The following is a 23,675-nucleotide window of genomic DNA, read 5'->3' as shown; positions in this document are numbered from 1 at the left end:
TTTAGCGTAAAACGAGATTAGAAGGTGTTTCTCAATGTCGACAGGTACAAAGGTAGCCAAGGCTGCCGGGATCATCATGGTGGCCATGGTCCTTTCCCGGATTATCGGATATGTGCGGGATATGGTCATTTTAGCCCGCTTTGGCCAGAACAAATTCACCGATGCCTACAACGCAGCCTTTTCTATTCCGGATTTTCTATATTATTTACTGGTGGGGGGAGCCTTAAGTTCTGCCTTTATCCCTGTATTCTCCAGTTATATTGCCACCCAGAAAGAAGAGGACGGCTGGCGTGTTGCCAGTACAATTTTTAATATTGTCATCATTCTGATGCTGGTGGGAATCACCATCGGTTTTATTTTTGCGCCTGCCTTAATTTATATCCTCGTTCCCGGCTTTTCCCCCGACAATTTGGACCTGACGGTGAAAATGACCCGTATCATGTTTTTACAAACTTTCTTTATGGCTTTAAACGGCATCTCTATGGGGATTCTTAATTCCTATCAGCATTTCCTGGCGCCTGCCGTAGGCTCGGTGATGTATAACCTGGGGATCATTGTGGTAGGTTTACTGCTGGCTCCATCCTTTGGCATAGTAGGTTTTGCCATTGGTGTGGTGGTAGGGGCCGCTTTAAATTTTGCCGTACAGCTGCCGGCTCTCTTAAAGCTGGGTTTACGGTACCGTCCAATTATGGACTTGAGCCACCCCGGTGTCAAAAAGATCGGCACCTTAATCTTACCCGTGTTAATCGGACTTTCGGTAACCCACTTTAACCTTTTTGTTAACCAAAACCTTGGTTCCAGTCTTTCTGAAGGTATGATTACTGCCTTAAGAAATGCCCAGCGTATTATGCAGCTGCCCATAGGTATTTTCGCCATCGCCATTGCTGTAGCCGTCTTTCCTACTTTAACCGGACACGCCGCCCGGGGAGAGAAAGAAGAATTCAAAAAAACCATGTCTTTAGGTGTCCGCACCATTATCTTTGTCACTTTGCCCGCTGCCGTGGGGTTAATTGCCCTGAAGACTCCTGTGGTGCGCCTTCTCTTTCAGCAAGGAAAGTTTACCGTAGAGGATACCCGGGCTACAGCCTATGCCCTCTTGTTTTACAGCATCGGCTTGTTTGCTTATTCTGCCATCCAGCTCTTAAACAGGGTATTTTACTCCCTTCAGGATACCAGGACGCCCGTTACCGTAGGAATTGGCACTATTCTGGTGAATATTGCTTTGAACTTTCTCTTGATAAAACCCCTGGGCCACGGCGGGCTGGCCCTGGCTTATTCCATAGCGGGAATCGTTAACCTTTTAGGACTCCTCCTGATCTTAAGACAAAAAATCGGGGGCATTGACGGAAAAAGAATCCTGGCGTCTTTTACCAAGACTCTGCTTGTCTCCCTGGTTATGGGTTTGATTGCCTATTTAACGGCCCGGTTTATCGAAATGTTAGTAGGGACAACTACTAAATTTGGCCAGCTGCTGCAGGTGGGGGGTGGGGTCAGTGTTGGTGTCCTTGTCTTTGCTGTCCTGGTACTGCTTCTCAAAATGGAAGAAGGAGAACTGGCCAAATCCTTATTCCTCAGGCGTTTCCAGAAGCGGCGCTAGTTGCTACCCTATAGGATAATTGCTATAATATTTTGAGTATCTTTTTGCGAAGCGAACTTTCCCACTAGTAACTAATAACTAGTAACTAGTAACTAACTGTAAGGAGGAAACATGAGTCAGGAGCATATACGCAATTTTTGTATCATCGCCCATATTGACCATGGCAAGTCGACCCTGGCTGACCGGCTCTTAGAATATACAGGTGCTCTTAGCGCCCGGGAAATGACGGATCAGGTACTGGACCAGATGGAGCTGGAGCGGGAAAGGGGCATTACCATAAAACTCCAGGCCGTACGCATGAAATATGTGGGTTCTGATGGCAAGGAATACCTCTTAAACCTCATTGATACTCCGGGCCATGTGGACTTTACTTACGAAGTCTCCCGCAGTTTGGCCGCCTGCGAAGGGGCTATCCTGGTGGTGGATGCGGCCCAGGGTATTGAGGCCCAGACCCTGGCCAACGTGTATTTGGCCCTGGAACATGACCTGGAAATCATCCCGGTCATTAATAAGATAGATTTGCCCAGTGCCGAACCGGAACGGGTAAAAAAGGAAATCGAAGAAATCATCGGTCTTGACTGCAGCGAAGCCATCCTGGCCTCGGCCAAAGAGGGAATCGGCATACCTGAAATATTAGAGGCGGTAATCCAAAAGGTTCCACCTCCCCAAGGCAATCCCCAGGCTCCTTTAAAGGCCCTGATTTTCGATTCCCACTTCGATCCCTATAAGGGAGCTATTTCCTATTTACGGGTTGTGGATGGCTCCATCAAAAAGGGTATGAAGATCAAAATGATGTCTACAGGGAAAGAGTTCGAAGTGACGGAGGTTGGTGTCTTTACGCCGGCCATGCGCATGGTGGATGAATTGACTACCGGTACTGTGGGCTTTATGGCGGCCAGTATCAAAAACGTGAAAGACACCAGGGTGGGTGACACCATCACCGATGGGGAAAAGCCGGCTGCAGAACCATTGCCGGGCTACCGCAAGGTAACACCCATGGTTTTCTGCGGCCTCTATCCTATTGATACCGGTGATTACGAAAACCTTCGTGATGCCCTGGAAAAGTTAAAGCTCAATGATGCTTCCTTAATATATGAACCGGAAACATCAGTCGCTTTAGGTTTTGGTTTTCGCTGTGGTTTCTTAGGTCTTCTGCATATGGAAATTATCCAGGAACGGCTGGAGCGGGAATATAACTTAAACCTCTTAACCACAGCCCCCAGTGTTATCTACAGGATTCTTAAAACCAACGGCGAGTTAATCGAAATTGATAATCCCACGAAACTGCCGCCTGTCCAGCAAATCGAATCCATCTCCGAACCCTATGTCACGGCCACCATTATGGTGCCGACCGATTATGTAGGTCCGGTCATGGAACTGGCCCAGGAGAAGAGGGGAACCTTCCTGACTATGGATTATCTCTCGGCTAGCCGGGTCATGCTGAAGTATGACCTGCCTTTAAGTGAAATCGTTTATGATTTCTTTGACCAGTTGAAGTCCCGTACCCGGGGCTATGCCTCTCTGGATTATGAAGTAACCGGCTATAAGGAGTCGGACCTGGTCAAACTGGATGTCCTGGTAAACGGGGAAATTGTCGACGCCCTCTCCTTTATCGTGCACCGTGACCGGGCTTACACCCGGGGGCGGGCCCTTACGGAGAAACTGCGGGAAATTATTCCCCGGCAGATGTTTGAAGTGCCTATCCAGGCTGCCATTGGTAATAAGATCATCGCCAGGGAAACCATTAAAGCTATGCGTAAAAACGTGCTTGATAAGTGTTATGGCGGGGATATTACCCGTAAACGCAAACTCCTGGAAAAGCAAAAAGAAGGTAAGCGGCGTATGAAGCAGGTGGGCAGCGTGGAAATTCCCCAGGAAGCCTTCATGGCCGTCTTAAGCCTTGATGATAAGTAGGTGGGCAGATGGAACGCGCTCTTTATGTACACATCCCTTTCTGTGAAGTCAAATGCCGGTATTGTGATTTCACCTCTTATCCCGGCAGGGGGGAAGGAGAGAAGGAGACCTACCTGCAGGCCTTGTGTAAAGAAGCTAAATATTATGGGAGCTTGTTTCCTGAAGAAAAGTTTAAAAGTCTTTATATCGGAGGAGGAACGCCTACCTGTTTGTCCGGCAGGCAGCTAAGCCTTCTCTTTTCCTTTTTACACGCCTCTTTTACTTTTGGGGATAATATGGAGTGTACCGTAGAGGGTAACCCCGGCACTATAAATAAGGAAAAAATCCTGGCCCTCCTGGAGAGTGGGTGTAACCGCCTTTCCCTGGGGGTACAGAGCTTTTTAGAAGATGATTTAAAAAGGCTGGGGCGTATACACACCCCGCAAGAAGTGTATAATACTTACAGTCTGGCCAGGGAAGCAGGATTTGCTAATATTAATCTGGATCTGATGTACGGCCTGCCAGGGCAATCACTGGCGGGGTGGCAAGAGAACCTGCGCAAGGTGACAGCATTAAGACCGGAACATATTTCCCTGTACCAGCTCCATGTGGAAGAAGGAACCCCTTTTTATACCATGCTCCGGCGCGGAGAAATACAGGAGTTTGATAATGAACTGGCCTTAGCCATGTACGAGGAGGCCATTCATTTTCTGACCGGTGCCGGTTATCATCACTACGAAATAAGTAATTTTGCTTTACCCGGGAAAGAAAGCGCCCATAACCAGGTTTACTGGCGTAATGAAGAATATATGGGCCTGGGTGCAGGTGCATCGGGGTATCTTCAGGGGATACGTTATAGAAACCATTCTGCCCTTCAAGAGTATGTGGGGGCGGTTCATTCCGGTAAAAAGCTCAGAGCGGAAGAGGAAGTAATTACGGAGGAGATGAAAAGAAGCGAGACTATGTTTCTAGGATTAAGGCTCTTAAAGGGTGTGGAAAAGGAACGCTTTTTAGCCAGGCATCATATAACAATGGAAGAGTGTTTCGGAAACACACTCGATAAATTGGTTAAACGGGGATACCTGGTGAATACCGCAACTCATGTGGCTTTAACCCGGCAGGGTTTGTATCTTGCCAATGAGGTTTTTCAGGAATTTCTACCTTAAATACGATTTTCCGACTTCCGAAGTCCGACTGAAAATCACTAGAAGCTAGGAACTAATAAATAGTAACTGCTTCGTGGCCAACTGGCCAACTATCGGTTGTCAGATATCGGTAGGCAGATGTCGATGCCCACGGCGCAGTGCGACAATGGAGACAAGCCGGCGTTGACAAAAAAAAAGGCAAGTGGTATGTTAAAATAGAAAACTTTAGCACTCGATAGAGGGGAGTGCTAACAAGGGGGTGGTACAGCATGAAAATGGATGAAAGAAAACAAAAAGTTTTACAGGCTATCATCCTGGATTACATTGCTACCGCGGAACCTGTTGGCTCTCGTACTATTTCCCGTAAATATAACCTGGGTGTAAGCCCGGCTACCGTAAGAAATGAAATGGCCGACCTGGAAGAATTGGGTTTGATTGAACAGCCCCATACTTCTGCCGGAAGGATACCTTCCCAGTCAGGTTACAGGTATTATGTGGACTGCCTGATGGAAAAAGAGCCTTTGGATAGAGATATCAAAGACATGATCAGCAAGGCCATGATGGTGAGAATCCGGGAAACGGAGGCGCTGATTCAGGTTTCCAGCAAACTGTTATCCCAACTGACTAATTACACGGCCCTTGTCCTGGCTCCTGCCCTGGGCAGGAATGCCCTGCGGCACCTGCAGATCTTACCTATTGATGACAGTAAGGCTGTGGTGGTGATGGTGCTTGATAACGGCCACGTGGAACATAAGGTAATTGACGTTCCCGGAGGCTTAAATCATGAAGACTTCACCGCCATTTCCCGGGTGCTCAATGAACGGCTGTATGGTCTCTCCGTTGAACAATGGCGTCCTACCATCCTGCAAACCATCTATCATGAACTGCTCTACCAGAAAAAACTGCTGAACAGTGTGATTGAGCTGGTAGAAAACGCCATTAGCCTGGAAGAGGAGAATAAAGTTTACCTGGGAGGAACCTTAAACATCCTGAACCAGCCCGAATTTAAAGACATTGAAAAGGTAAAAGGGCTCCTGGAACTCCTGGAGCAGGAAGCGGCTATAAAAGAGGTATTGCATCCTGCCCCGGAGGCCGGGATTACGGTAAAGATCGGCTCGGAGAATATCCATCAGAGCATGAAAAACTGCAGCCTGATTACAGCCACTTACCACCTGAACGGGCGGGTGATCGGCACTTTAGGAGTATTAGGGCCTACCCGTATGGAATATTCTAAAGCTGTGAGTATTCTGGAATATATAACAGAAGCCTTATCCAAAGCCATTACAAGGCTATAAGCATTACCGGAGGTTCCCTGAATGAGTGTAAAACAACAAGTCACGCAGAACTCTGAGGTGGATGAAAGACTGGCGGCCCTGATGACCAATGCCAATGCCATCAGGGCCATTGCCCAGGCCGTAGAAGGGACCATTGGACCCAAAGGCCTGGATACCATGCTGGTAGACCAGTTTGGTGATGTGGTCATTACCAATGACGGTGTAACGATCCTGGATATGATGGATGTCAATCACCCGGCGGCCAGGATGCTCATTAAGATCGCCAAGGCTCAGCAGGAGGAAATCGGCGACGGCACCACCACGGCTACCATTATGGCGGGGGCTCTGGTCAGCGAGGGTGTGGCCCAGGTTTTAAAGGGCGTACCTGTGGCCAAAGTCATCGAGGGGTTACGTATTGGGGTCAAGAAAGCCCTCTCTGTCCTGGAGGCTAAGACCATCCAGATAAAGGACATCCGGGACCCTCTATTGAAGCAGGTAGCCCTGGTGGCAGGCCGGGAGAACGAAGATATTGCCGAACTGGTGGTGCAGGCTGCCATTTTGATGGGCCAGGAAAAGCTTCGCGATCCTTCCTTTAAATTGGCGGAAATCATCCGCGCTGAGGAAGGTGCGGAGAACCAGGTGGTACCCGGGGTGATCATCAACAAAGAGCCCATGAATTCGGAAATGCCAAAGAAACTGGGGCCTGTAAAGGTCCTGGTTATTGATGATGCCCTGGAACCTGAGGAGGTTGAGGATGAAGCCCTGGCTACGGAGGCCGGTTTTACGCGTTATCTGGCCCTGCAGGAAGAATTCAGGAACAACATCAAAAAAATTATAGAAGCCGGTGTTAACCTGATCCTGGTTGACCGGGGAGTAGATGCTGCTGCGGAAGAGTTTCTGACCGACCATCAGGTCATGGTGCTGCAGCGGGTTTCCAATCGAGAACTGCGCCGGGCCGGCGAACATACCGGAGCCAGGCTGTTAAAAAGAACCGGTTTAAAAAAAGAATTAGCTGAGCTGGAAAAATATACCGGCAGTGCCCGGGAGGCCTTCCTGGATGAAAAATTAGAGCATGTGCGCCTGCTGGGGGGTGCAGGTAAAGCCGAGGCGACTATCCTCGTAGGTGCTTCCACAGAAGAGGTTGTGGGCGAGCGGGAACGTATCGCCAAAGATGCCGCTTCCGCCATACAGGCTGCAGTCAGAGGCGGTATTGTCCCGGGAGGAGGGTCTATAGAACTGGCCATCGCCCGGCACATCGAGGAGGCCCGTAAAGATGTCCGGGGCATGGCAGCCTATGGTCTGGATTGTGTGATTGCGGCCCTCAAGAAGCCTTTCTCGCAAATAGTCCTCAATGCCGGTTTTAATCCCCTGGAGAAACTGGGAGATGTTATGGCAGCCCAGGCCGAAAGCGGTCTTGACTCTTTAGGTATCGACTGTGATACCGGGGAAGTAAAGGACATGGGCCAACTCGGTGTATTTGACCCTGCCCTGGTTAAAAAGCATGCCCTTAAGGCTGCGGGGGAGGTAGCGGAAGCTATTCTACGCATTGATACAATTATCAAAAAGAAAGAAACAAAGCCGCACAATGATGTGAAAGGCGAAGATTTTGTCTAGGTGGTGACAAGTGATGGAAAAAGACAGGCCGAATCCTCAGGAAACAGCCGGCACCGAAAGGGAACCGGCGGAAGAGATGAACATGAATCCCGATGAAGAAAACATGGGGATGGAATCTGAGGAAAAACCGGGTAATGAATTAGAAATGCAGCTGGCCCAAAAAAACGCAGAGGTGGAAGAATTAAAGGAGAGAATTCTCAGGCTGCATGCGGACTTTGACAACTACCGCAAGCGTACCAATAAGGAAAAAGAAGAGTGGTTCCAATATGCTTCGCAAGGTGTGGTGATAAATCTCCTGCCTGTCCTTGACAACCTGGAACGAGCCCTGGGTTCTATGGAACAACAGGTGGAAGACAAACAGGGTCTGATGGCAGGCGTCAATATGATTTACCGGCAGCTCATGGATGTGCTCCAGCGGGAAGGCTTACAGCCTATCGAGGCTTTAGGCCGGCTTTTTGATCCCCTGCTCCATGAAGCCATTATGCAGGTACCTGTCGAAGAGGGCCAGGAGGACAATTTAATTGTGGAAGAACTGCGCAAAGGCTATCGTTTTAAAGATAAAGTAATCAGACCAACTATGGTTAAAGTTGCAAAAAACATGTAACTTTAAAGGAGGAAGAAAAGCATGAGCAAAGTGATAGGCATTGACTTAGGTACTACTAACTCCTGTGTAGCATTTATGGAAGGTGGAGAAGCTGTTGTCATCCCTAATGCTGAAGGAAACAGGACCACTCCTTCTGTGGTAGCTTTCTCCAAGTCGGGAGAGCGGCTGGTGGGCCAGGTGGCCAAACGCCAGGCCATTACCAACCCTGACCGTACCATCATCTCCATTAAACGTCATATGGGTACTGATCACAAAGTCCGTATTGATGATAAGGAATATACACCCCAGGAAATCTCCGCCATGATCCTGCAAAAGCTGAAAGCTGATGCGGAAAGTTACCTGGGAACTAAAGTCACCCAGGCCGTTATTACTGTACCTGCTTACTTTACCGACAGCCAGCGCCAGGCTACCCGTGATGCCGGTCGTATTGCCGGTTTGGAGGTCTTACGTATTATCAACGAGCCTACCGCCGCTGCCCTGGCTTATGGTCTCGACAAGGAAGAAGACCAGACCATCCTGGTCTATGACTTAGGGGGGGGAACTTTCGACGTTTCCATCCTGGAACTGGGTGACGGTGTTTTTGAAGTAAAAGCCACCAGCGGCAATAACCGCCTGGGCGGTGATGACTTTGACGAGCGCATCATCAACTGGATGGTAGAGGAATTTAAGAAACAGACGGGTATCGACCTCAAGTCTGACAGAATGGCCTTACAGCGCCTCAAGGAAGCCGCTGAGAAAGCCAAGCATGAATTATCCTCCGTGCTCACTACAAATATTAACCTTCCTTTTATTACGGCAACGGCAGAGGGGCCGCAGCACCTGGATTTAACCCTGACCAGGGCTAAATTTAATGAACTCACCGCTGACCTGGTGGAAATGACCATGGGTCCCACCCGCCAGGCTTTAAGAGATGCCGGGCTGGATGTCAAGGATATTGATAAGATCCTCCTGGTAGGCGGTTCCACCAGGATCCCAGCCGTACAGGATGCCATCAGGAATCTTTTGGGCAAGGAGCCCTTCAAGGGCATCAACCCCGATGAATGTGTGGCCATCGGTGCTGCTATCCAGGCAGGGGTACTGGCCGGAGAAGTAAAAGATGTTCTGCTTTTGGACGTTACACCTCTTTCCCTGGGTATTGAGACCCTGGGCGGGGTATTTACCCGCCTGATTGAGCGCAATACCACCATTCCTACTTCCAAGAGCCAGATTTTCTCTACAGCTGCCGATAACCAGACAACAGTAGAAATTCATGTGCTGCAGGGTGAACGGGAAATGGCTGCCTACAACAAGACCCTGGGCCGTTTCCAGCTTACCGGTATTCCTCCTGCCCCCAGGGGTGTGCCTCAGATTGAAGTCAAGTTCGACATTGATGCCAACGGTATCGTCAACGTATCGGCGAAGGACCTGGGAACAGGTAAAGAACAGAAAATTACCATTACCGCTTCCACGGGGCTTTCCAAAGATGAGATCGAAAGAATGGTAAAAGAAGCGGAAAAGAACGCTGCTGAAGATAAGAAACGTAAAGAAGAGGCGGAAATCAGGAACCAGGCTGACAACCTCATCTATCAGACGGAAAAAACCCTGAAAGAGGCGGGGGATAAGGCCGACAAAGGGGAAGTAGACAAGATTAATGAGGCCAAGGAAGCCTTGAAGAACGCCATGCAGAGTAACAATGTGGAAGAAATCAAGGCTAAGTCGGAAGCCCTTACCAATGTCCTGTATCAGCTCACTGCCAAAATGTACCAGAATGCCGGTGCCGGGGCCCCCGGTGGGGAAGGGCCCAAGGAGGGAGCCGGCAAGAGCCAGGATAATGTGGTTGACGCCGATTATGAAATTAAGGAAGATAAATAATTAAGGAAAGGCTCCCGCTAAGGTGAGGACTTTGGCGTGAGCCCTCTTTCTTGATAACCTTTTCGGTGACCGGTGACCTGTGACCAGGATCAGTGATCGGTGACCAGTGACCAGTTAATAAACCGGACTCCGGACACTGGGCTCTGATCACTTACACAGGTGCCGGACTCCGGACACTGGACTCCGGTCACTGAATTCGGATATCGGATGTCGGTAAGCGGAAATCGTTTAAAAGAGTGAGGAGGTGACACCGGTGGCCAAAAGAGACTATTATGAGGTATTAGGTGTAGAACGAAATGCCTCAGAGACAGAAATAAAGAAAGCATACAGGAAGTTGGCCCGGCAGTATCACCCTGATGTAAACCCAGGCGACAAAACTGCTGAGGAAAGATTCAAGGAAATCAATGAAGCCTATGAAGTTCTAAGTGACCCCGATAAGCGGGCACGCTATGATCAGTTTGGTCATGCCGGTACCGATCCCAACGGTTTTGGCGGCTTTGGAGGCTTTGGCGGAGCCGGTGACTTTACCGGATTCGGCGATATTTTTGATATGTTCTTTGGGGGAGCCGCCCAAAGAGCCAACCGGGGACCGCAAGTCGGTTCCGACTTGCGCCTCGATCTGGAATTAACCTTTGAAGAGGCTGCCTTTGGTGTGGAAAAGGATATTGAATTACCCAGGTTAGAAAACTGTCCTACCTGTGAAGGTACCGGCGCCAAACCGGGAACCCGTCCCGCTGCCTGTCCCAAGTGCCAGGGTACAGGTCAGGTGCGCTATACGCAAAAAACGATGCTCGGCCATTTCCAGACCATCAAGACCTGTCCGGAATGCGGCGGTGAAGGCAAAGTCATTACCACACCCTGTCCTGAATGTCACGGTAAAGGTAAGATACGTAAAACCCGTAAACTCCACATCAAGATTCCTGCCGGTGTGGATACAGGTTCACGCATTCGTTTAGCAGGAGAAGGTGAGGCCGGCCTCAGAGGCGGGCCGCCCGGAGACCTCTATGTCTATATTGAAGTAAGACCCCATAAAATCTTTGAAAGACATGGGGACGATATATATTTGGAAATGCCTATTACTTTCGTGCAGGCAGCCCTGGGAGACGAAATTAAAGTGCCTACCCTGGAGGGGAAGGCTGCTTTAAGAATTCCCGAAGGGACCCAGACAGGTACTGTTTTCCGCCTCCGCGGTCAGGGTATACCCCATCTGAAGGGGAGTGGCCGGGGAGACCAGCACGTGAAAGTGGTTGTGGTTACTCCCACCAAGCTTTCGGAAGAACAGAAAAAATTATTGCGGGACTTTGCGAAAGTAAGCGGTGAAGAAAATTACAGGCCCCAGGAAAAGGGGAAGGAAAAAGGGATCTTTGAGCGGCTTTGGGATTCTCTGAAGGGTTAGGAGGATATCAATGGAGTGGCAAGAAATCAGTATTAGTACTGTGCCTGAGGCAGTGGAGGCTATTTCGGATATTTTCTATGAACTTGGGTCCGGCGGTGTAGTCATCGAAGATCCTGAACTGGTGAAGGCCATGGCCGGAAGCGGTCAATGGGATGCTTATGAGCTGCCGGAAGACCTCTTAAACAGGCCCTTGACTTTAGTCAAAGGGTATTTGCCCGTTGATGACAGGCTGCCCGGAAAACTGGAGGAACTCAGGGCGGAGGTGGCTGAGATCATGAGCCGCCTGGACCAGCCCCTGCCCGAGCTTATCATCTCCTCTTTAAACGAGGAGGACTGGGCCAATTCCTGGAAGGCATATTTCAAACCGGTCAAAATAGGAGAACGGGTGGTGGTCTGTCCTTCCTGGGAACGCTATGAGGCCTCGGAAGAGGACATTGTGCTGGACCTGGACCCGGGGATGGCCTTTGGCACGGGTACTCATGCCACGACTGCCATGTGTGTGAGATTCCTGGAGCAATATGTGAAAAAGGATGATACAGTCCTTGATGTGGGGACTGGGACCGGCATTTTGGCTATGTGTGCCGCCCGTTTGGGGGCCAGCCAGGTCAAAGCCTTTGATTATGATCCCACTGCCGTCAAGGTTGCCGCTGAAAATATCAAGAAGAATAACCTGGATGATAAGATTCAAGTCCAGGTCAATGACCTTCTCGCCGGTATTACGGACCAGGCGGACCTGATCGTAGCCAATATCATTGCCGATATTATTATTAAATTGTTTCCCCAGGCAAAAACTAACCTCAAAGAAAACGGTATTTTTATTACCTCCGGTATCATCGGTGAACGGAGAGACGATGTAGTCCATACCGGCCTGGATTTGGGCTTTGAACTTGTAGAGGAAAGTTGCCAGGAAGACTGGGTGGCCTTGGTGTGGCAAAAGTAAGTTATTAGTTATTAGTTCCTAGTTACTAGTGGTTTAGGGTCGGATTTCGGCCGTAGGATATCCGATGTCGTATTCCTGATACTGGAAACTGAGCTCTGGTTACTATAGTCGGATATCACATCGGAAAGCGGAAGTCGCCTGAAGAGGATGTGTTAACGTGCACAGGTTTTATGTATCCAGGGAACAGATCAATAATGGTACTGCAACAGTTAACGGCGAGGAATATAAGCACCTGGCCAGAGTCCTGCGCCTGGCTCCCGGTGATCCTGTTGTTGTTTTCGATGGAGCCGGTTGGGAATATGATGGAGTCATCAAGAGACTCCAGGATGGACAGGCTGATGTTTCCCTTACCTCTTCCCGCTTCCTGCCCAGGGAGAGCACCCTCGAGGTATGGTTAGCCCAGGGACTGCCCAAAGGGGATAAGATGGAGTTAATTATCCAAAAGGCTACAGAACTGGGGGTGCGGGGAATTATTCCTTTAGAACTGGAACGCAGTATTGTCAAACTGGATGAGAAAAAGAAAAAAGAGAAGCGGGAGCGCTGGCAGAAGATTGCTGTGGAAGCCGTAAAACAGTCACGTCGCTCGCTGATTCCCCAAGTGCTGCAGCCTTGTTCCCTGGAGCTTTTCCTGCGGAATATACCTCAGGGAGCTTTACTCCTGGTACCCTGGGAAGAGGGAGGCGCTTCTCTTAAAGTGGTTTTAGAGAAAACACCTTCTAATAAACCCGTATACATCGTCATAGGACCGGAGGGGGGTCTCTCGGAAAAAGAAGTGGCCTTAGCCAGGTCCTCCGGTGCTGTTACCGTATCTTTAGGCCCCCGGATACTACGGACGGAAACTGCCGGATTAGCGGCTGTCACGGCTGTAATGTACCAGTGGGGCGACCTGGGGGCATGAAGATGAAAGGCAGAGTGGCGTTTTATACCTTAGGCTGCAAAGTTAATCAGAACGAAACAGAGGCCCTTACGGGGATGTTTAAAAGCCGGGGCTATGAAGTGGTGGACTTTGAAGACCCTGCCGATGTCTATGTCATCAATACCTGCACGGTGACCCATTTAGGTGACCGCAAATCGCGCCAGATGATAAGAAAAGCTGTCAAGGCCAATCCCCAGGCGAAAATCGTGGTGACGGGCTGTTATGCCCAAACCTCGCCCGGGGAAGTAACCCAGATACCCGGGGTTAACCTGGTGGTGGGCACCAGTGAAAGAGGAAGGATCGTAGACCTGGTAGAGGAATTAGGCGACAGGAAAAGCTCCCTTACTCTGGTTAAAGATATTAAAGAACAAAAAGTTTTTGAGGATATTCCCCTGGAAAAAATTATTGAAAGGGCCCGGGCCTACCTAAAAGTCCAGGAAGGCTGTGAGCAGTTCTGTTCCTACTGTATTATTCCTTATGCCCGGGGACCGGTGCGCAGCCGCAGCATCGGCAATACCATTCAGGAAGCACAAAAACTGATCAGGGCAGGCTTTAAGGAGATTATCTTAACGGGTATTCACCTGGGGGCCTATGGTAAGGACCTGAAAGAAGGGGTAGAACTTGCTGATCTTCTCGCCGAACTTTTGCCTTTAGCTCCCGAGGTCAGGTGGCGCCTCAGTTCTATCGAACCCACGGAGGTTACAGCCAGGATACTAAAACTTTTGGTCGAATATAAAAACTTCTGCCCCCATCTTCATTTGCCCTTACAAAGCGCCCATGATGAGATTTTAAAAGCCATGAACAGGCCCTATACTACAAAAGAATACAGGGATATTGTGACAAAGATCAGAACTAAGGTACCAGGCATCAGTATTACCACAGATATTATGGTCGGTTTTCCCGGAGAAAGGGAGGAACAATTCAACCAGGGATATGAGTTTGTCAGGGAAATGGCCTTCAGTGACATCCATGTCTTTAAATATTCACCGCGCCGGGGTACGCCTGCAGCAGAGTTTCCCAGGCAGGTTCCTCCCCCCGTTAAAGAGGAACGCAGCAGAAAGCTAATTTTACTGGCGGAAGAGCTGGCGAAAAACTATAGCAGGAAGTTTTTGGGAAATACTTTAGATGTACTGGTGGAAACATACCTTAGTCACGGGTACTGGGAAGGGCATACCCCCAATTATTTAAAAGTCCAGTTCCCTTCCTGCGGGGTTAGTCGGGGGCAAATTGTCCCTGTAAAAATTAAAGAGGTCCAGGGGAAAAAATGTTTGGGAGAAATTAACCCAAGTGTATCTTAAAAAGAAAAGGGGGGAGAGCAGTGAGCGATTGCATTTTCTGTAAAATTGCCGAAGGAACGATACCCAGCAAAAAGGTTTATGAGGATGAGAAGGTTCTCGCCTTTCATGACATCAATCCCGTTGCGCCAGTACATGTACTGGTTATTCCTAAAAAACACATCACAAGCTTGGCTACTATGGAAAAAGAAGACCAGGGATTAATAGGGCACATTTTTGGAGTAATACATAACCTGGCTGAGGAACTCAAGTTGCAAAAGGGTTACCGCGTTGTCAACAACTGTGGGGAAGAAGGAGGCCAGACGGTGGCCCATCTTCATTTCCATTTGTTAGGTGGAAGAAGTTTTGCCTGGCCGCCAGGTTAATCCTTGACCCTCTCCTTTTATTACAGTATAATTAAGGATGTGTATTTTAGCTGAAATCCCGCTTTTTACTGCTGTAATATACGTAGCACGTTATTCAGCAACACGGTCGTTAGTGGAGGGAGGGAGAAAGAATGAGTGAAGTCAGAGTTGGAAAAAACGAATCTCTCGACAGTGCACTCCGCCGCTTTAAGCGTACGTGCCAAAAAGCCGGCGTTTTATCAGAGGTTAGAAAACGCGAGCACTATGAGAAGCCTAGCGTCAGAAGAAAGAAGAAATCTGAGGCAGCGAGAAAGCGTAAGTTTAAATAGGGGGTCCCTTTAATGAGTCTTAAAGAAAGACTTACGGCGGATATGAAGGAAGCCATGAAAGCCAAAGACGCCGGTAAACTTAAACTTTCCGTAATCCGAATGGTAAAAGCAGCCATTAAGAACCAGGAAATTGAGCGGGGACATGAACTAAGTGATGAAGAAGTTATTGAGGTATTGGCTCGGGAAGTAAAGATGCGCCGTGATTCCATTCCGGAATACGAGAAAGCCAACCGTCCTGAAACCGTGGAAACTCTCCAACAAGAAATTAATATACTTATGGAGTATCTCCCTCAACAGCTCTCCCAACAAGAGATTCTTGAACTGGTTAAAAAGGTTGTGCACGAAGTTGGTGCCCAATCCCCCAAGGATATGGGAAAAGTTATGGGCAAAATTGTGCCCCTCACCAAAGGCAGAGCCGATGGTAAGCTGGTCAACGAGTTAGTCAAACAAGTTTTACAAGGTGAAGCATAAAAAAGCAGCCTGGCAAGAGCCAGGCTGTTAATTTTATAATATTAATTAAGGTTATTCAATACGTATTGAGGGCTAAACCTTCACTAATACGCCGGGAGTAAGTGCTCACTGCCGTACCCCGTTTTTTCATGTATGCAAGGAGACCGGCGGGGCCCCTGTTATAGGCCGTAAGGGCTTTGTGGTAGTCTTTGTCATAAATATCCAGGAGCTTACTAAGGAAGTAGGTGCCCAGCTTAATGTTGTACTCGGCATTAAAAAGCAGTTCTTTTTCCGGGGGAAGCCCCAGCTCTCTGGACAGTTCTTCCGCAGTCTCGGGTCTAATCTGGCACAATCCTATGGCTCCATGGGGGCTGATGGCATTAGCTGTGAATTTACTTTCCAGTTTAATTAGTTCCAACATCATGGTGGGATTTATTTTATACTTTTCACTTTCCCGGAGGACAAGGGCGATAATTTCGGGACTTGTTTGATATATTTCCGTATAGCGTTTGATCCTTTCTAATTCGTTTTTTAGCCGCTGGGCTTCCTCCTGCCATTTTAAAAGTTCATCCTCTAAAGCTTCCTTTTGTAAATAAAACATACATATACAGAGGACTGCGGTCAGAACAATGGCAGCATAGAAGAAAACTAAACGGGGTAATTTAATGGGCCCAAAATTCATGGTTAAATCACTCCTTTCTTACCATTTCGCCCTAAAACGACAAAATAGTGAGCCAAGGATAATGTTGGAAAGACATAAACGTAAACTATTATAATGAATTGTGAGGATGAAGGCAATCGAACAAATTGTAAAGATTTTAAAATAAAAATAACTAACATTCTTAGCTAAAGGAATGGTAGAATATTTATAACCAGGTAAAAATTGCTCCGTGGAAGAAGGTGAAATATGAAAAGATACGGCTTGATTGTATACTGGCTTATTACTTGCTTACTGCTAACACTCATTCCCGGAAGTCTCTTGGCTGCTTCCACTAAAACTGTCTATGTCATACCCATCAGAGATACCATAGATCCGGGTTTATCTAAATTCGTAGCCAGAAGTTATGCAGAGGCGGAAAAACTTAAAGCGGATATGGTCCTTTTAGAAATAGACACACCTGGCGGCCGGGTAGATGCAGCTTTACAGATCAGGGATACGATTCGCCAAAGTTCCATTCCCACCACGGCTCTGGTTAAAGGCGGTGCTATCTCTGCCGGTGCTTTGATTACCCTGGCCAGCAAAACTATTGCCATGCAGCCGGGAGCCACCATAGGTGATGCTGAACCCCGTTCCGGTTCCCAAAGAGCCGATGAAAAGTTTGTTTCCTACTGGGCTAAAGAAATGGCAGCCACGGCTGAAGTCAATGGCCGTGACCCCAAATATGCCATAGCTATGGCTGACCGGGATGCCGGTGTCCCGGGATTAGTGGAAAAAGGCAAGCTTTTGACCCTCACCTATCAGGAAGCAGCTAAAGTTGGATACAGCGACTACACGGTCAACGATAGGAATGAGTTATTAACTAAACTGGGCTTTAGTGACGCGCGGATCATCGAAGCGGAGGCCTCGGTTTCGGAAAAGCTTACTCGTTTTGTGACCAATCCCTTTGTAGCTCCTTTCTTACTCACCATAGGTATTGCCGGGATCATCATCGAGTTTCTTACTGTGGGCTGGGGTATCGCCGGGGTGATCGGTCTTGTTTCTTTAGCCCTTTACTTTGGAGGACATCTCCTGGCCGGCTTTACCGGCTGGGAAGCCGTGCTTCTTTTCCTCTTAGGGCTCATCCTCCTGGTGGTGGAAGCTTTGGTCCCTGGTTTTGGCCTGCCGGGGATCGGCGGTATCCTTAGCATTATCGCCAGTATTGTGCTTTCTGCCCCTAGCTGGGAAGCAGGGGTCATTTCCCTGGTATTATCACTGGTCGGCACCATCGTACTGGTCCTTTTAAGCTTTAAAATTCTTACCAAGCGCAAGTTTTGGCACCGCCTGGTCTTACCTTTAAAATATAATAAAGAAGAGGGCTACGTTTCACAGATCCAGGATTTAACCAAATATGTGGGTCGTCGAGGAGTGGCTTACACTGTCCTGCGCCCTGCAGGGACAGTGGAACTTGATGATGGAACACGCCTTGATGTAGTCACTGAGGGGGATTTTATTCCCAAAGGCAGTAAAGTTGTGGTAGACAGGGTGGAAGGAATACGTATTATCGTCCATGCCCTGAAGGAAGAATCTTAAAAAGGAGGAATGTTTAGTGCCTGAATTAATTGCTCTAATTATTATGGTGGCCATTGTTTTTGTCGGTGTGGCCGTCCTGTTCAGCTTTATACCCGTGGGCCTGTGGATTTCCGCCCTGGCGGCCGGTGTAAAAATCGGCATTTTTACCCTGGTGGGTATGCGTTTCCGTCGTGTGCCTCCAAGCTTAATTGTTAACAGCTTAATCAAAGCCGATAAAGCAGGCCTCAACGTAACCACAAACCAGCTGGAAGCCCATTACCTGGCAGGCGGTAATGTAGACAGAGTTGTCAATGCCCTCATTGCCGCGGAAAGGGCCAATATTCCCCTGGCCTTTGAACGGGCCGCAGCCATTGATCTGGCCGGTCGTAACGTCTTAGAAGCCGTGCAGATGAGTGTTAACCCCCGTGTCATTGAAACTCCCGTCATTGCCGCCATGGCGAAGAACGGTATCGAAGTAAGGGCCCGGGCCAGAGTAACTGTACGGGCTAACATTGACCGTCTGGTGGGCGGCGCCGGCGAAGAGACAATTATCGCCCGGGTAGGCGAAGGTATCGTTACAACGGTGGGCAGCTCCGAGTCCCATAAAGAAGTATTGGAAAACCCCGATCTTATTTCCCGTACTGTCCTGAACAAGGGCCTGGATGCGGGGACCGCCTTTGAAATTCTCTCCATTGATATTGCTGATGTTGACGTTGGACGCAACATCGGTGCCCAGTTGCAAACGGATCAGGCTGAAGCCGACAAGCGTATTGCCCAGGCTAAGGCTGAAGAGCGCCGCGCTCTGGCCGTAGCCCGTGAACAGGAAATGAAGGCTGCAGTACAGGAAATGCGTGCGAAAGTTGTAGAAGCAGAGGCTGAAGTGCCCAAAGCCATGGCCCAGGCTCTGCGGGAAGGGAAACTGGGTGTCATGGATTATTATCAAATGCAGAACATCCTGGCAGATACCAGCATGAGAGATGCCATTGCCAAGGGCGGCCCTGTCCAGGGCAGCGGTGACAGTGGCAAGAAATAACCACGGACGACATCCGCTTGCCGACCTCCGATATCCGATTTCCGGGATCTGATGAAAACCACTAATAACTGATAACTAGTAACTAGTAACTAATGAGGGGGTGTCCCCTTTTGGAAGATTTAATAGGGATTATCATCTTCATTATCTTCATAGCCCTGCGGACTTTTGCCGACCGCAAAAAAGGGATGGAAAGAAAAAGACCGCCGCAGCAGGAACCGCGGCGTAAACCTGTTCCTGAAGTGATCCGGGAGGAACGGACCGAGGAGTCCGCTCCTCAGAATTTCCCATTTCCTTTTCCAATCCCCATACCAGGCATGGAAATGGAACTGCCGGGCAGGAAACGGGTAAAAAAAGCTAAACCGGCCACTGTAGCCCCACATCTTGAGCAACCTAGACCTGCACAGCGGGTACAGCCTTCCATGGCCTTATATGAAGAAGGACGGGGCGTGGACGGGCAAGGTTACATGGAGGGCGTTACGGAGGAACGCGGGGAGGAAAGGGTACTTGAACCTGTACCTCAAGTGTTGGCCGAACCCGCTATGGCCTTTCCTTCCCCCGCTGAACTGCGCCAGGCCATCATCTGGAGCGAAATACTTCAGAAGCCGAAGGCTTTAAGGAGAAGAAGGTAGGAAAAAAAGAGAGAGCAGATGCCTAAAGAAGGGTCTGCTCTTTTTTCTACCTATTTATAAAAAATGTGGAAAAATATGTTTTATTTAGCAGGAATTAAACTAATATTTGACGAAATGGTTAAAATAACCATGCTCCCATTATAGTGAAGACCCTATTTAAAGGGGGCTGAAGAATGTTTGCTGATTTTAAAATCGCCAAGTACGAGATCACTCTGGAAGCCGGTGAAGAAGGGTTACACCTGCCAGCTTACAAAGGTTCTACCTTAAGGGGCGGGTTTGGCACGGCTTTCAGGAGAATCGCCTGCGCTCAACCCAAAAGTCCATGTTCGCAATGTTTGCTAAAAAGCAACTGTCCTTACGCTTACATTTTCGAGACGGAGCCGCCACCCGATTCCCTTGTCTTAAAAAACTACGATACTATCCCCAGGCCTTTCGTACTGGAGCCTCCCCTGGAGACCCGGACTTTTTATGGCCCAGGAGAAAGACTCACTTTTCATCTTCTTTTGTTTGGACGGGCTATTCCTTACCTACCCTATTTTATTGTGGTTTTCCGGGAACTGGGGGAACTGGGCATCGGTAAGGGCAGGAAGAAGTACCGATTAGCCGAGTTAACGGCCGTCAATGACCTCACGGAAGAACGAGAAGTCGTTTACTCCGGTGACAATCAATTAGTTCGTAACTTCGACCTTACGGTGAGTGGTAGAGATGTTCTGAACTATGATAAAACATGGGAACAGAATGTATTATCTATTGATTTTCAAACTATGACCAGGTTGAAGTTTGAAGGCAGATATGTAGGTAATGTTCCTTTTCACATCCTGATCAGAAACCTGCTCCGCCGGCTCTCCTCTCTTTATTATTTTCATCATGGCGTTATGCCGAACGGGAATTTCCAGGAGATCATCAAACAAGCAGAAAAAATCAGGACAGTTTCCGAGGAATTTATCTGGGTTGACTGGGAACGCTATTCTTCCCGCCAGGATACCAGGATGAATCTCGGCGGTGTGGTAGGCAACGTAACCTACGAGGGGGAATTGGCAGAATTTATGCAATTATTAACTCTTGGTCAGTTTACCCATGTGGGTAAAGGGGCTACGTTTGGCATGGGGAAGTATCAGGTGAGGTTTGAGTAGAAATCGGCATTAACACTTTCAGTCCCCTTGTAAGCGGGTTATCTAGTTAAGGAAAAACTACAACAAAAACTTTTATAGTTTCAGTCTCCTTGTTATTAGCGGAATTTTAAACGGAAGACATAAGGTTATATTCATGTCTTTAATAACGAACATCAATGGGATATCTTTAAAAAATAAACTCAAGCGACAATAGCCTTACCTCCTGCAGCTATATTATCTGGTTTGTTAAATAGTATTAACAAAATGGCAACAATTCCAAGATCTGTCCTGAATAAAAATAAATTCTACGATACACAATTATAACAGCAAATCTGGATTAAGATTAAATACAACTTCAACTATTATAAGGAGGTAAGAAAATGCTTCTATCACTATTGAGTATTTTCTCGTCTTTGTTGCAGCTAATAAAAAATTTTACTGATACGACCAAACAAACGATTTTAATTGAGGTATTTTGCTACGATCACGGCTATACTCGATGCGAGGGTGTAGTAACAAGAAAGGGAAGCGTCGAAAATTTTATACTCATAATATTTTCAGTATGTAACAGTTATAACCGGCAGAATTAAAAATAGGCGGTGACTTTGTTGGATAATCTTTTCGAAGCCTTAATGGCTAAGCCAACAGCCAAGTTATACAACTATCAGTACAGTGTAGCTAATTCATTACTTAACGGACGGAATGTTATCATATCAGCCCCAACGGGGGCTGGAAAAACATGGGCTGCTCTATTAGCATATCTTTGGAGCAGGCTTGAAAGTCAGCCCTTTGTAGATCGGGTCTTTTATGCCTTACCCTTAAGGAGTTTGGCCGGTAACTTGTATAAGTCTATGCGAGCTGCATGTAGTAATGTGTTTAAACTACAGGATAATCTAGTCAGCCCCAAAAGGGAGTATAACGAAATATGTATTACAATTCAAACGGGTGAGCAACAGGATGATAGATATTACCAAGGGGATATCTGTTTTACAACCATAGACCAATTGTTAGCAGCATATCTTAATTTACCCCTGTCACTACCCTCTAGTCAGGCTAATATTAACGCGGGGGCGTTCATTGGTTCCCTAATAATATTAGATGAAGTGCATTTACTTGATCCCCAAAGGTCTTTTGCCACAGTTCTGGAGATGGTTAACCGGTTAAAGCCATATACTCAGTTTGTCTTTATGACAGCGACTCTTTCTTCTCCCGCGATTAATGTCCTAAAAGAACATCTTAATGCAGTTGAAATAACTGTCACAGAACAGGAGTTAAAAAAAATGCCAAGTCATCGGGATAAACAAAGGGAGTATCGTTGGGTTAGTGAACCTTTATCTATAGATAGAATTTTAAAGTATCACCAGAATGGGCGAACATTGGTAGTGTGTAATACAGTAGGGCGAGCCCAAGAAATATATAACGGTCTAAAACAAAAACTTCCGGTAGATTGTCAACTTGTTCTATTACACAGCCGTTTTTTTCCTGAGGACCGTCAAAAGAAAGAAGAAAAGCTTTCGTTATACCTGGGTCCCGAGGCAACTACTTCCAATGTGATTTTAGTGGCTACTCAGGTCATTGAAGCTGGTATAGATATAAGTGCCGATAATTTACATACAGAGTTATGCCCTGCCAATGCTTTACTACAAAGAGCCGGACGCTGTGCCAGATATCCTAATCCTAGAAATAAAGGAACTGTGTGGATATATGAATTAGAAAAGACTCCTACTGGTCAATATAAATTAGGCCCCTATCGTGGGGAAAGTGCTAAGCTTGTAGACAAAACTCGTAAGGCAATGCTCGAGATAGATGGTAGCTGTCTTAACTTCTCAGATGAGGTTAAGCTAATTGATCAGGTTCATAAAGATGAAGTGAATATTATATCTGGTATTTGCCAATCACTTAACAGTTGGCGAAAAAAGGTTGATTCTTCATTAGACGGTGGAGACCTTGCACTTGCGAGGGATTTAATAAGAGATGTAGATTCAGTAGGCATTATATTAACTGAAAATCCATTAAGTATAAATCTTGAACAGAATCCTCAAATGCTATCTGTTCCTAGGTCAAGTCTTTTCAAAATTGGAGAATATTTTGATGGTAAAATAGACAACCCGGTGGGATGGCATCCGATGGAGACTGAGAATGAAACTATAGGGCTTAATTTACAATGGAAAACTATAAATACAATACAAGAGTTAACTACTGCGTGGTTAATTGTTCTCTCTCCAACTGTAGCCAGTTATTCTTCTGATATAGGATTATGCTTAGATAAGGAAGGATCCCAGGTTCCGGTACGCTACAGAAAAAAGAATAGTTTTAAACCTTTCAGTTATAAGATTGAACCATATATAGCCCATGCACATGCAACTTTAGATTTTAGTAGAAGGACTGATGTTACGTACCAAAAAGGTATTAAAAAGCTGGAGTATAACCTTAATTTGCCCCCTGGTTTAGTTAACACATTAACAGAATTGTTATGTGTATTACATGATAGTGGCAAGTTGACAAGAAAATGGCAAACAGGTATATGGGCCTGGCAAAAGGATTACTATCCAGCAGATGGAGAAGGATATGATGGGCAACCTCTTGCTCATGCTACTTTTTGTCCGGAAAATGGAGATTATAAACGCCAGCTAAAAGAATCTTACAAACGTGGAAACCACGCTGTCGAAGGTGCTTTTATGGTGACAAATGGAATATACACATACCTCTTGGAGAAATTAGGGGATGAAAATATAGCTGAATTGTTAACAAGGGTAAGTATTACTGTTATTGCACGCCACCATAGTTCTAGGGCGAAAGAAGTGCAGCTTTTTGAGCTTTGGCCTAAAGCGAAATTTTGGATTAGTAAGTCCTTGGAGCCACTAGGAATTAGTAAATATTTTTATGATATAGCTGTACCTCAAGGTGAGAAGGATAAAGAGGATTTCCGTAATCTTATTCTTACAGCAGAAAATGACCGAAAATGGGTTCCTTTATATTGGTTTTTAGTTCGAAGACTTCGTTTGGTAGACCAGGGATCCTTAAAATGGACTACTAATTAAGGA

Annotated in this window: 20 protein-coding genes; 19 read left to right on the top strand and 1 reads right to left on the bottom strand. The window is 47.3% G+C overall.

The window, feature by feature from the left end; all coding sequences use genetic code 11:
* Positions 1-34 precede the first annotated feature (34 nt).
* The 14 genes from murJ to BR63_RS07420 all read left to right on the top strand — a co-directional run bounded on the left by murJ (position 35) and on the right by BR63_RS07420 (position 15,669).
* Positions 35-1,597, top strand: a complete 1,563-nt coding sequence (gene murJ / locus BR63_RS07485; protein WP_034422426.1) for a murein biosynthesis integral membrane protein MurJ — start codon at positions 35-37, stop codon at positions 1,595-1,597.
* A 111-nt stretch (positions 1,598-1,708) separates the two neighbouring features.
* Complete coding sequence (gene lepA / locus BR63_RS07480; RefSeq protein WP_034422428.1) at positions 1,709-3,511, top strand: translation elongation factor 4; 1,803 nt, start codon at positions 1,709-1,711, stop codon at positions 3,509-3,511.
* Positions 3,512-3,519: 8 nt separating this feature from the next.
* Positions 3,520-4,656 (top strand): radical SAM family heme chaperone HemW, encoded by a 1,137-nt coding sequence (gene hemW / locus BR63_RS07475; protein ID WP_034422429.1) that lies wholly within the window; start codon positions 3,520-3,522, stop codon positions 4,654-4,656.
* Between the two features lie 248 nt (positions 4,657-4,904).
* On the top strand, positions 4,905-5,930 hold the full coding sequence (gene hrcA, locus BR63_RS07470) for a heat-inducible transcriptional repressor HrcA (RefSeq protein WP_034422431.1): 1,026 nt from the start codon (positions 4,905-4,907) through the stop codon (positions 5,928-5,930).
* Positions 5,931-5,951: 21 nt separating this feature from the next.
* Positions 5,952-7,523 (top strand): TCP-1/cpn60 chaperonin family protein, encoded by a 1,572-nt coding sequence (locus tag BR63_RS07465; RefSeq protein ID WP_034422433.1) that lies wholly within the window; start codon positions 5,952-5,954, stop codon positions 7,521-7,523.
* 13 nt (positions 7,524-7,536) lie between these two features.
* Complete coding sequence (gene grpE / locus BR63_RS07460; protein ID WP_051965763.1) at positions 7,537-8,127, top strand: nucleotide exchange factor GrpE; 591 nt, start codon at positions 7,537-7,539, stop codon at positions 8,125-8,127.
* Between the two features lie 21 nt (positions 8,128-8,148).
* Positions 8,149-9,978 carry a molecular chaperone DnaK gene (dnaK, locus tag BR63_RS07455; RefSeq protein ID WP_034422437.1) on the top strand — a complete coding sequence of 610 codons (1,830 nt, stop codon included), beginning with the start codon at positions 8,149-8,151 and terminating at the stop codon, positions 9,976-9,978.
* 253 nt (positions 9,979-10,231) lie between these two features.
* On the top strand, positions 10,232-11,374 hold the full coding sequence (gene dnaJ / locus BR63_RS07450) for a molecular chaperone DnaJ (RefSeq protein ID WP_034422438.1): 1,143 nt from the start codon (positions 10,232-10,234) through the stop codon (positions 11,372-11,374).
* A 10-nt stretch (positions 11,375-11,384) separates the two neighbouring features.
* A complete protein-coding gene (gene prmA / locus BR63_RS07445; protein ID WP_034422440.1) occupies positions 11,385-12,314 on the top strand; it encodes a 50S ribosomal protein L11 methyltransferase in 930 nt (309 codons plus the stop codon).
* Positions 12,315-12,471: 157 nt separating this feature from the next.
* Positions 12,472-13,212 carry a 16S rRNA (uracil(1498)-N(3))-methyltransferase gene (locus BR63_RS07440; protein ID WP_034422443.1) on the top strand — a complete coding sequence of 247 codons (741 nt, stop codon included), beginning with the start codon at positions 12,472-12,474 and terminating at the stop codon, positions 13,210-13,212.
* A gap of 2 nt (positions 13,213-13,214) precedes the next feature.
* The gene (gene mtaB, locus BR63_RS07435; protein WP_034422445.1) at positions 13,215-14,528 is read left to right on the top strand and encodes a tRNA (N(6)-L-threonylcarbamoyladenosine(37)-C(2))-methylthiotransferase MtaB; all 1,314 of its coding nucleotides are present in this window, start codon (positions 13,215-13,217) and stop codon (positions 14,526-14,528) included.
* A gap of 20 nt (positions 14,529-14,548) precedes the next feature.
* Positions 14,549-14,890: a histidine triad nucleotide-binding protein gene (locus BR63_RS07430; protein WP_034422447.1), complete on the top strand. Its 342-nt coding sequence runs from the start codon at positions 14,549-14,551 to the stop codon at positions 14,888-14,890.
* A 131-nt stretch (positions 14,891-15,021) separates the two neighbouring features.
* The gene (gene rpsU, locus BR63_RS07425; protein WP_034422448.1) at positions 15,022-15,198 is read left to right on the top strand and encodes a 30S ribosomal protein S21; all 177 of its coding nucleotides are present in this window, start codon (positions 15,022-15,024) and stop codon (positions 15,196-15,198) included.
* Positions 15,199-15,210: 12 nt separating this feature from the next.
* Positions 15,211-15,669 (top strand): GatB/YqeY domain-containing protein, encoded by a 459-nt coding sequence (locus BR63_RS07420; RefSeq protein WP_034422449.1) that lies wholly within the window; start codon positions 15,211-15,213, stop codon positions 15,667-15,669.
* A gap of 55 nt (positions 15,670-15,724) precedes the next feature.
* Here the strand turns inward: BR63_RS07420 and BR63_RS07415 are convergent, their stop codons facing one another.
* Positions 15,725-16,330 carry a lytic transglycosylase domain-containing protein gene (locus tag BR63_RS07415; protein ID WP_051965764.1) on the bottom strand — a complete coding sequence of 202 codons (606 nt, stop codon included), beginning with the start codon at positions 16,328-16,330 and terminating at the stop codon, positions 15,725-15,727.
* A gap of 225 nt (positions 16,331-16,555) precedes the next feature.
* Between BR63_RS07415 and BR63_RS07410 the strand changes: the two genes are divergently transcribed.
* The 5 genes from BR63_RS07410 (at position 16,556) to cas3 (ending at position 23,672) form a co-directional block, all read left to right on the top strand.
* Entirely contained in the window at positions 16,556-17,878 is a 1,323-nt protein-coding gene (locus BR63_RS07410; RefSeq protein ID WP_034422451.1) for an NfeD family protein, read from the top strand.
* 16 nt (positions 17,879-17,894) lie between these two features.
* Positions 17,895-18,890, top strand: a complete 996-nt coding sequence (floA, locus tag BR63_RS07405; protein ID WP_276568962.1) for a flotillin-like protein FloA — start codon at positions 17,895-17,897, stop codon at positions 18,888-18,890.
* 110 nt (positions 18,891-19,000) lie between these two features.
* The gene (locus BR63_RS07400) at positions 19,001-19,519 is read left to right on the top strand and encodes a hypothetical protein (RefSeq protein WP_034422453.1); all 519 of its coding nucleotides are present in this window, start codon (positions 19,001-19,003) and stop codon (positions 19,517-19,519) included.
* Positions 19,520-19,692: 173 nt separating this feature from the next.
* Positions 19,693-20,652 carry a CRISPR system precrRNA processing endoribonuclease RAMP protein Cas6 gene (cas6, locus tag BR63_RS07395; RefSeq protein WP_034422455.1) on the top strand — a complete coding sequence of 320 codons (960 nt, stop codon included), beginning with the start codon at positions 19,693-19,695 and terminating at the stop codon, positions 20,650-20,652.
* 587 nt (positions 20,653-21,239) lie between these two features.
* Positions 21,240-23,672: a CRISPR-associated helicase Cas3' gene (gene cas3, locus BR63_RS07390; protein WP_034422458.1), complete on the top strand. Its 2,433-nt coding sequence runs from the start codon at positions 21,240-21,242 to the stop codon at positions 23,670-23,672.
* Positions 23,673-23,675 lie beyond the last annotated feature (3 nt).

It is taken from the genome of Thermanaerosceptrum fracticalcis (genome assembly GCF_000746025.2).
In the GTDB taxonomy this organism is placed as follows: domain Bacteria; phylum Bacillota; class Peptococcia; order DRI-13; family DRI-13; genus Thermanaerosceptrum; species Thermanaerosceptrum fracticalcis.
Note: the sequence above shows the minus strand (reverse complement) of the source record. Positions and strands in the feature narration are given on the sequence as shown.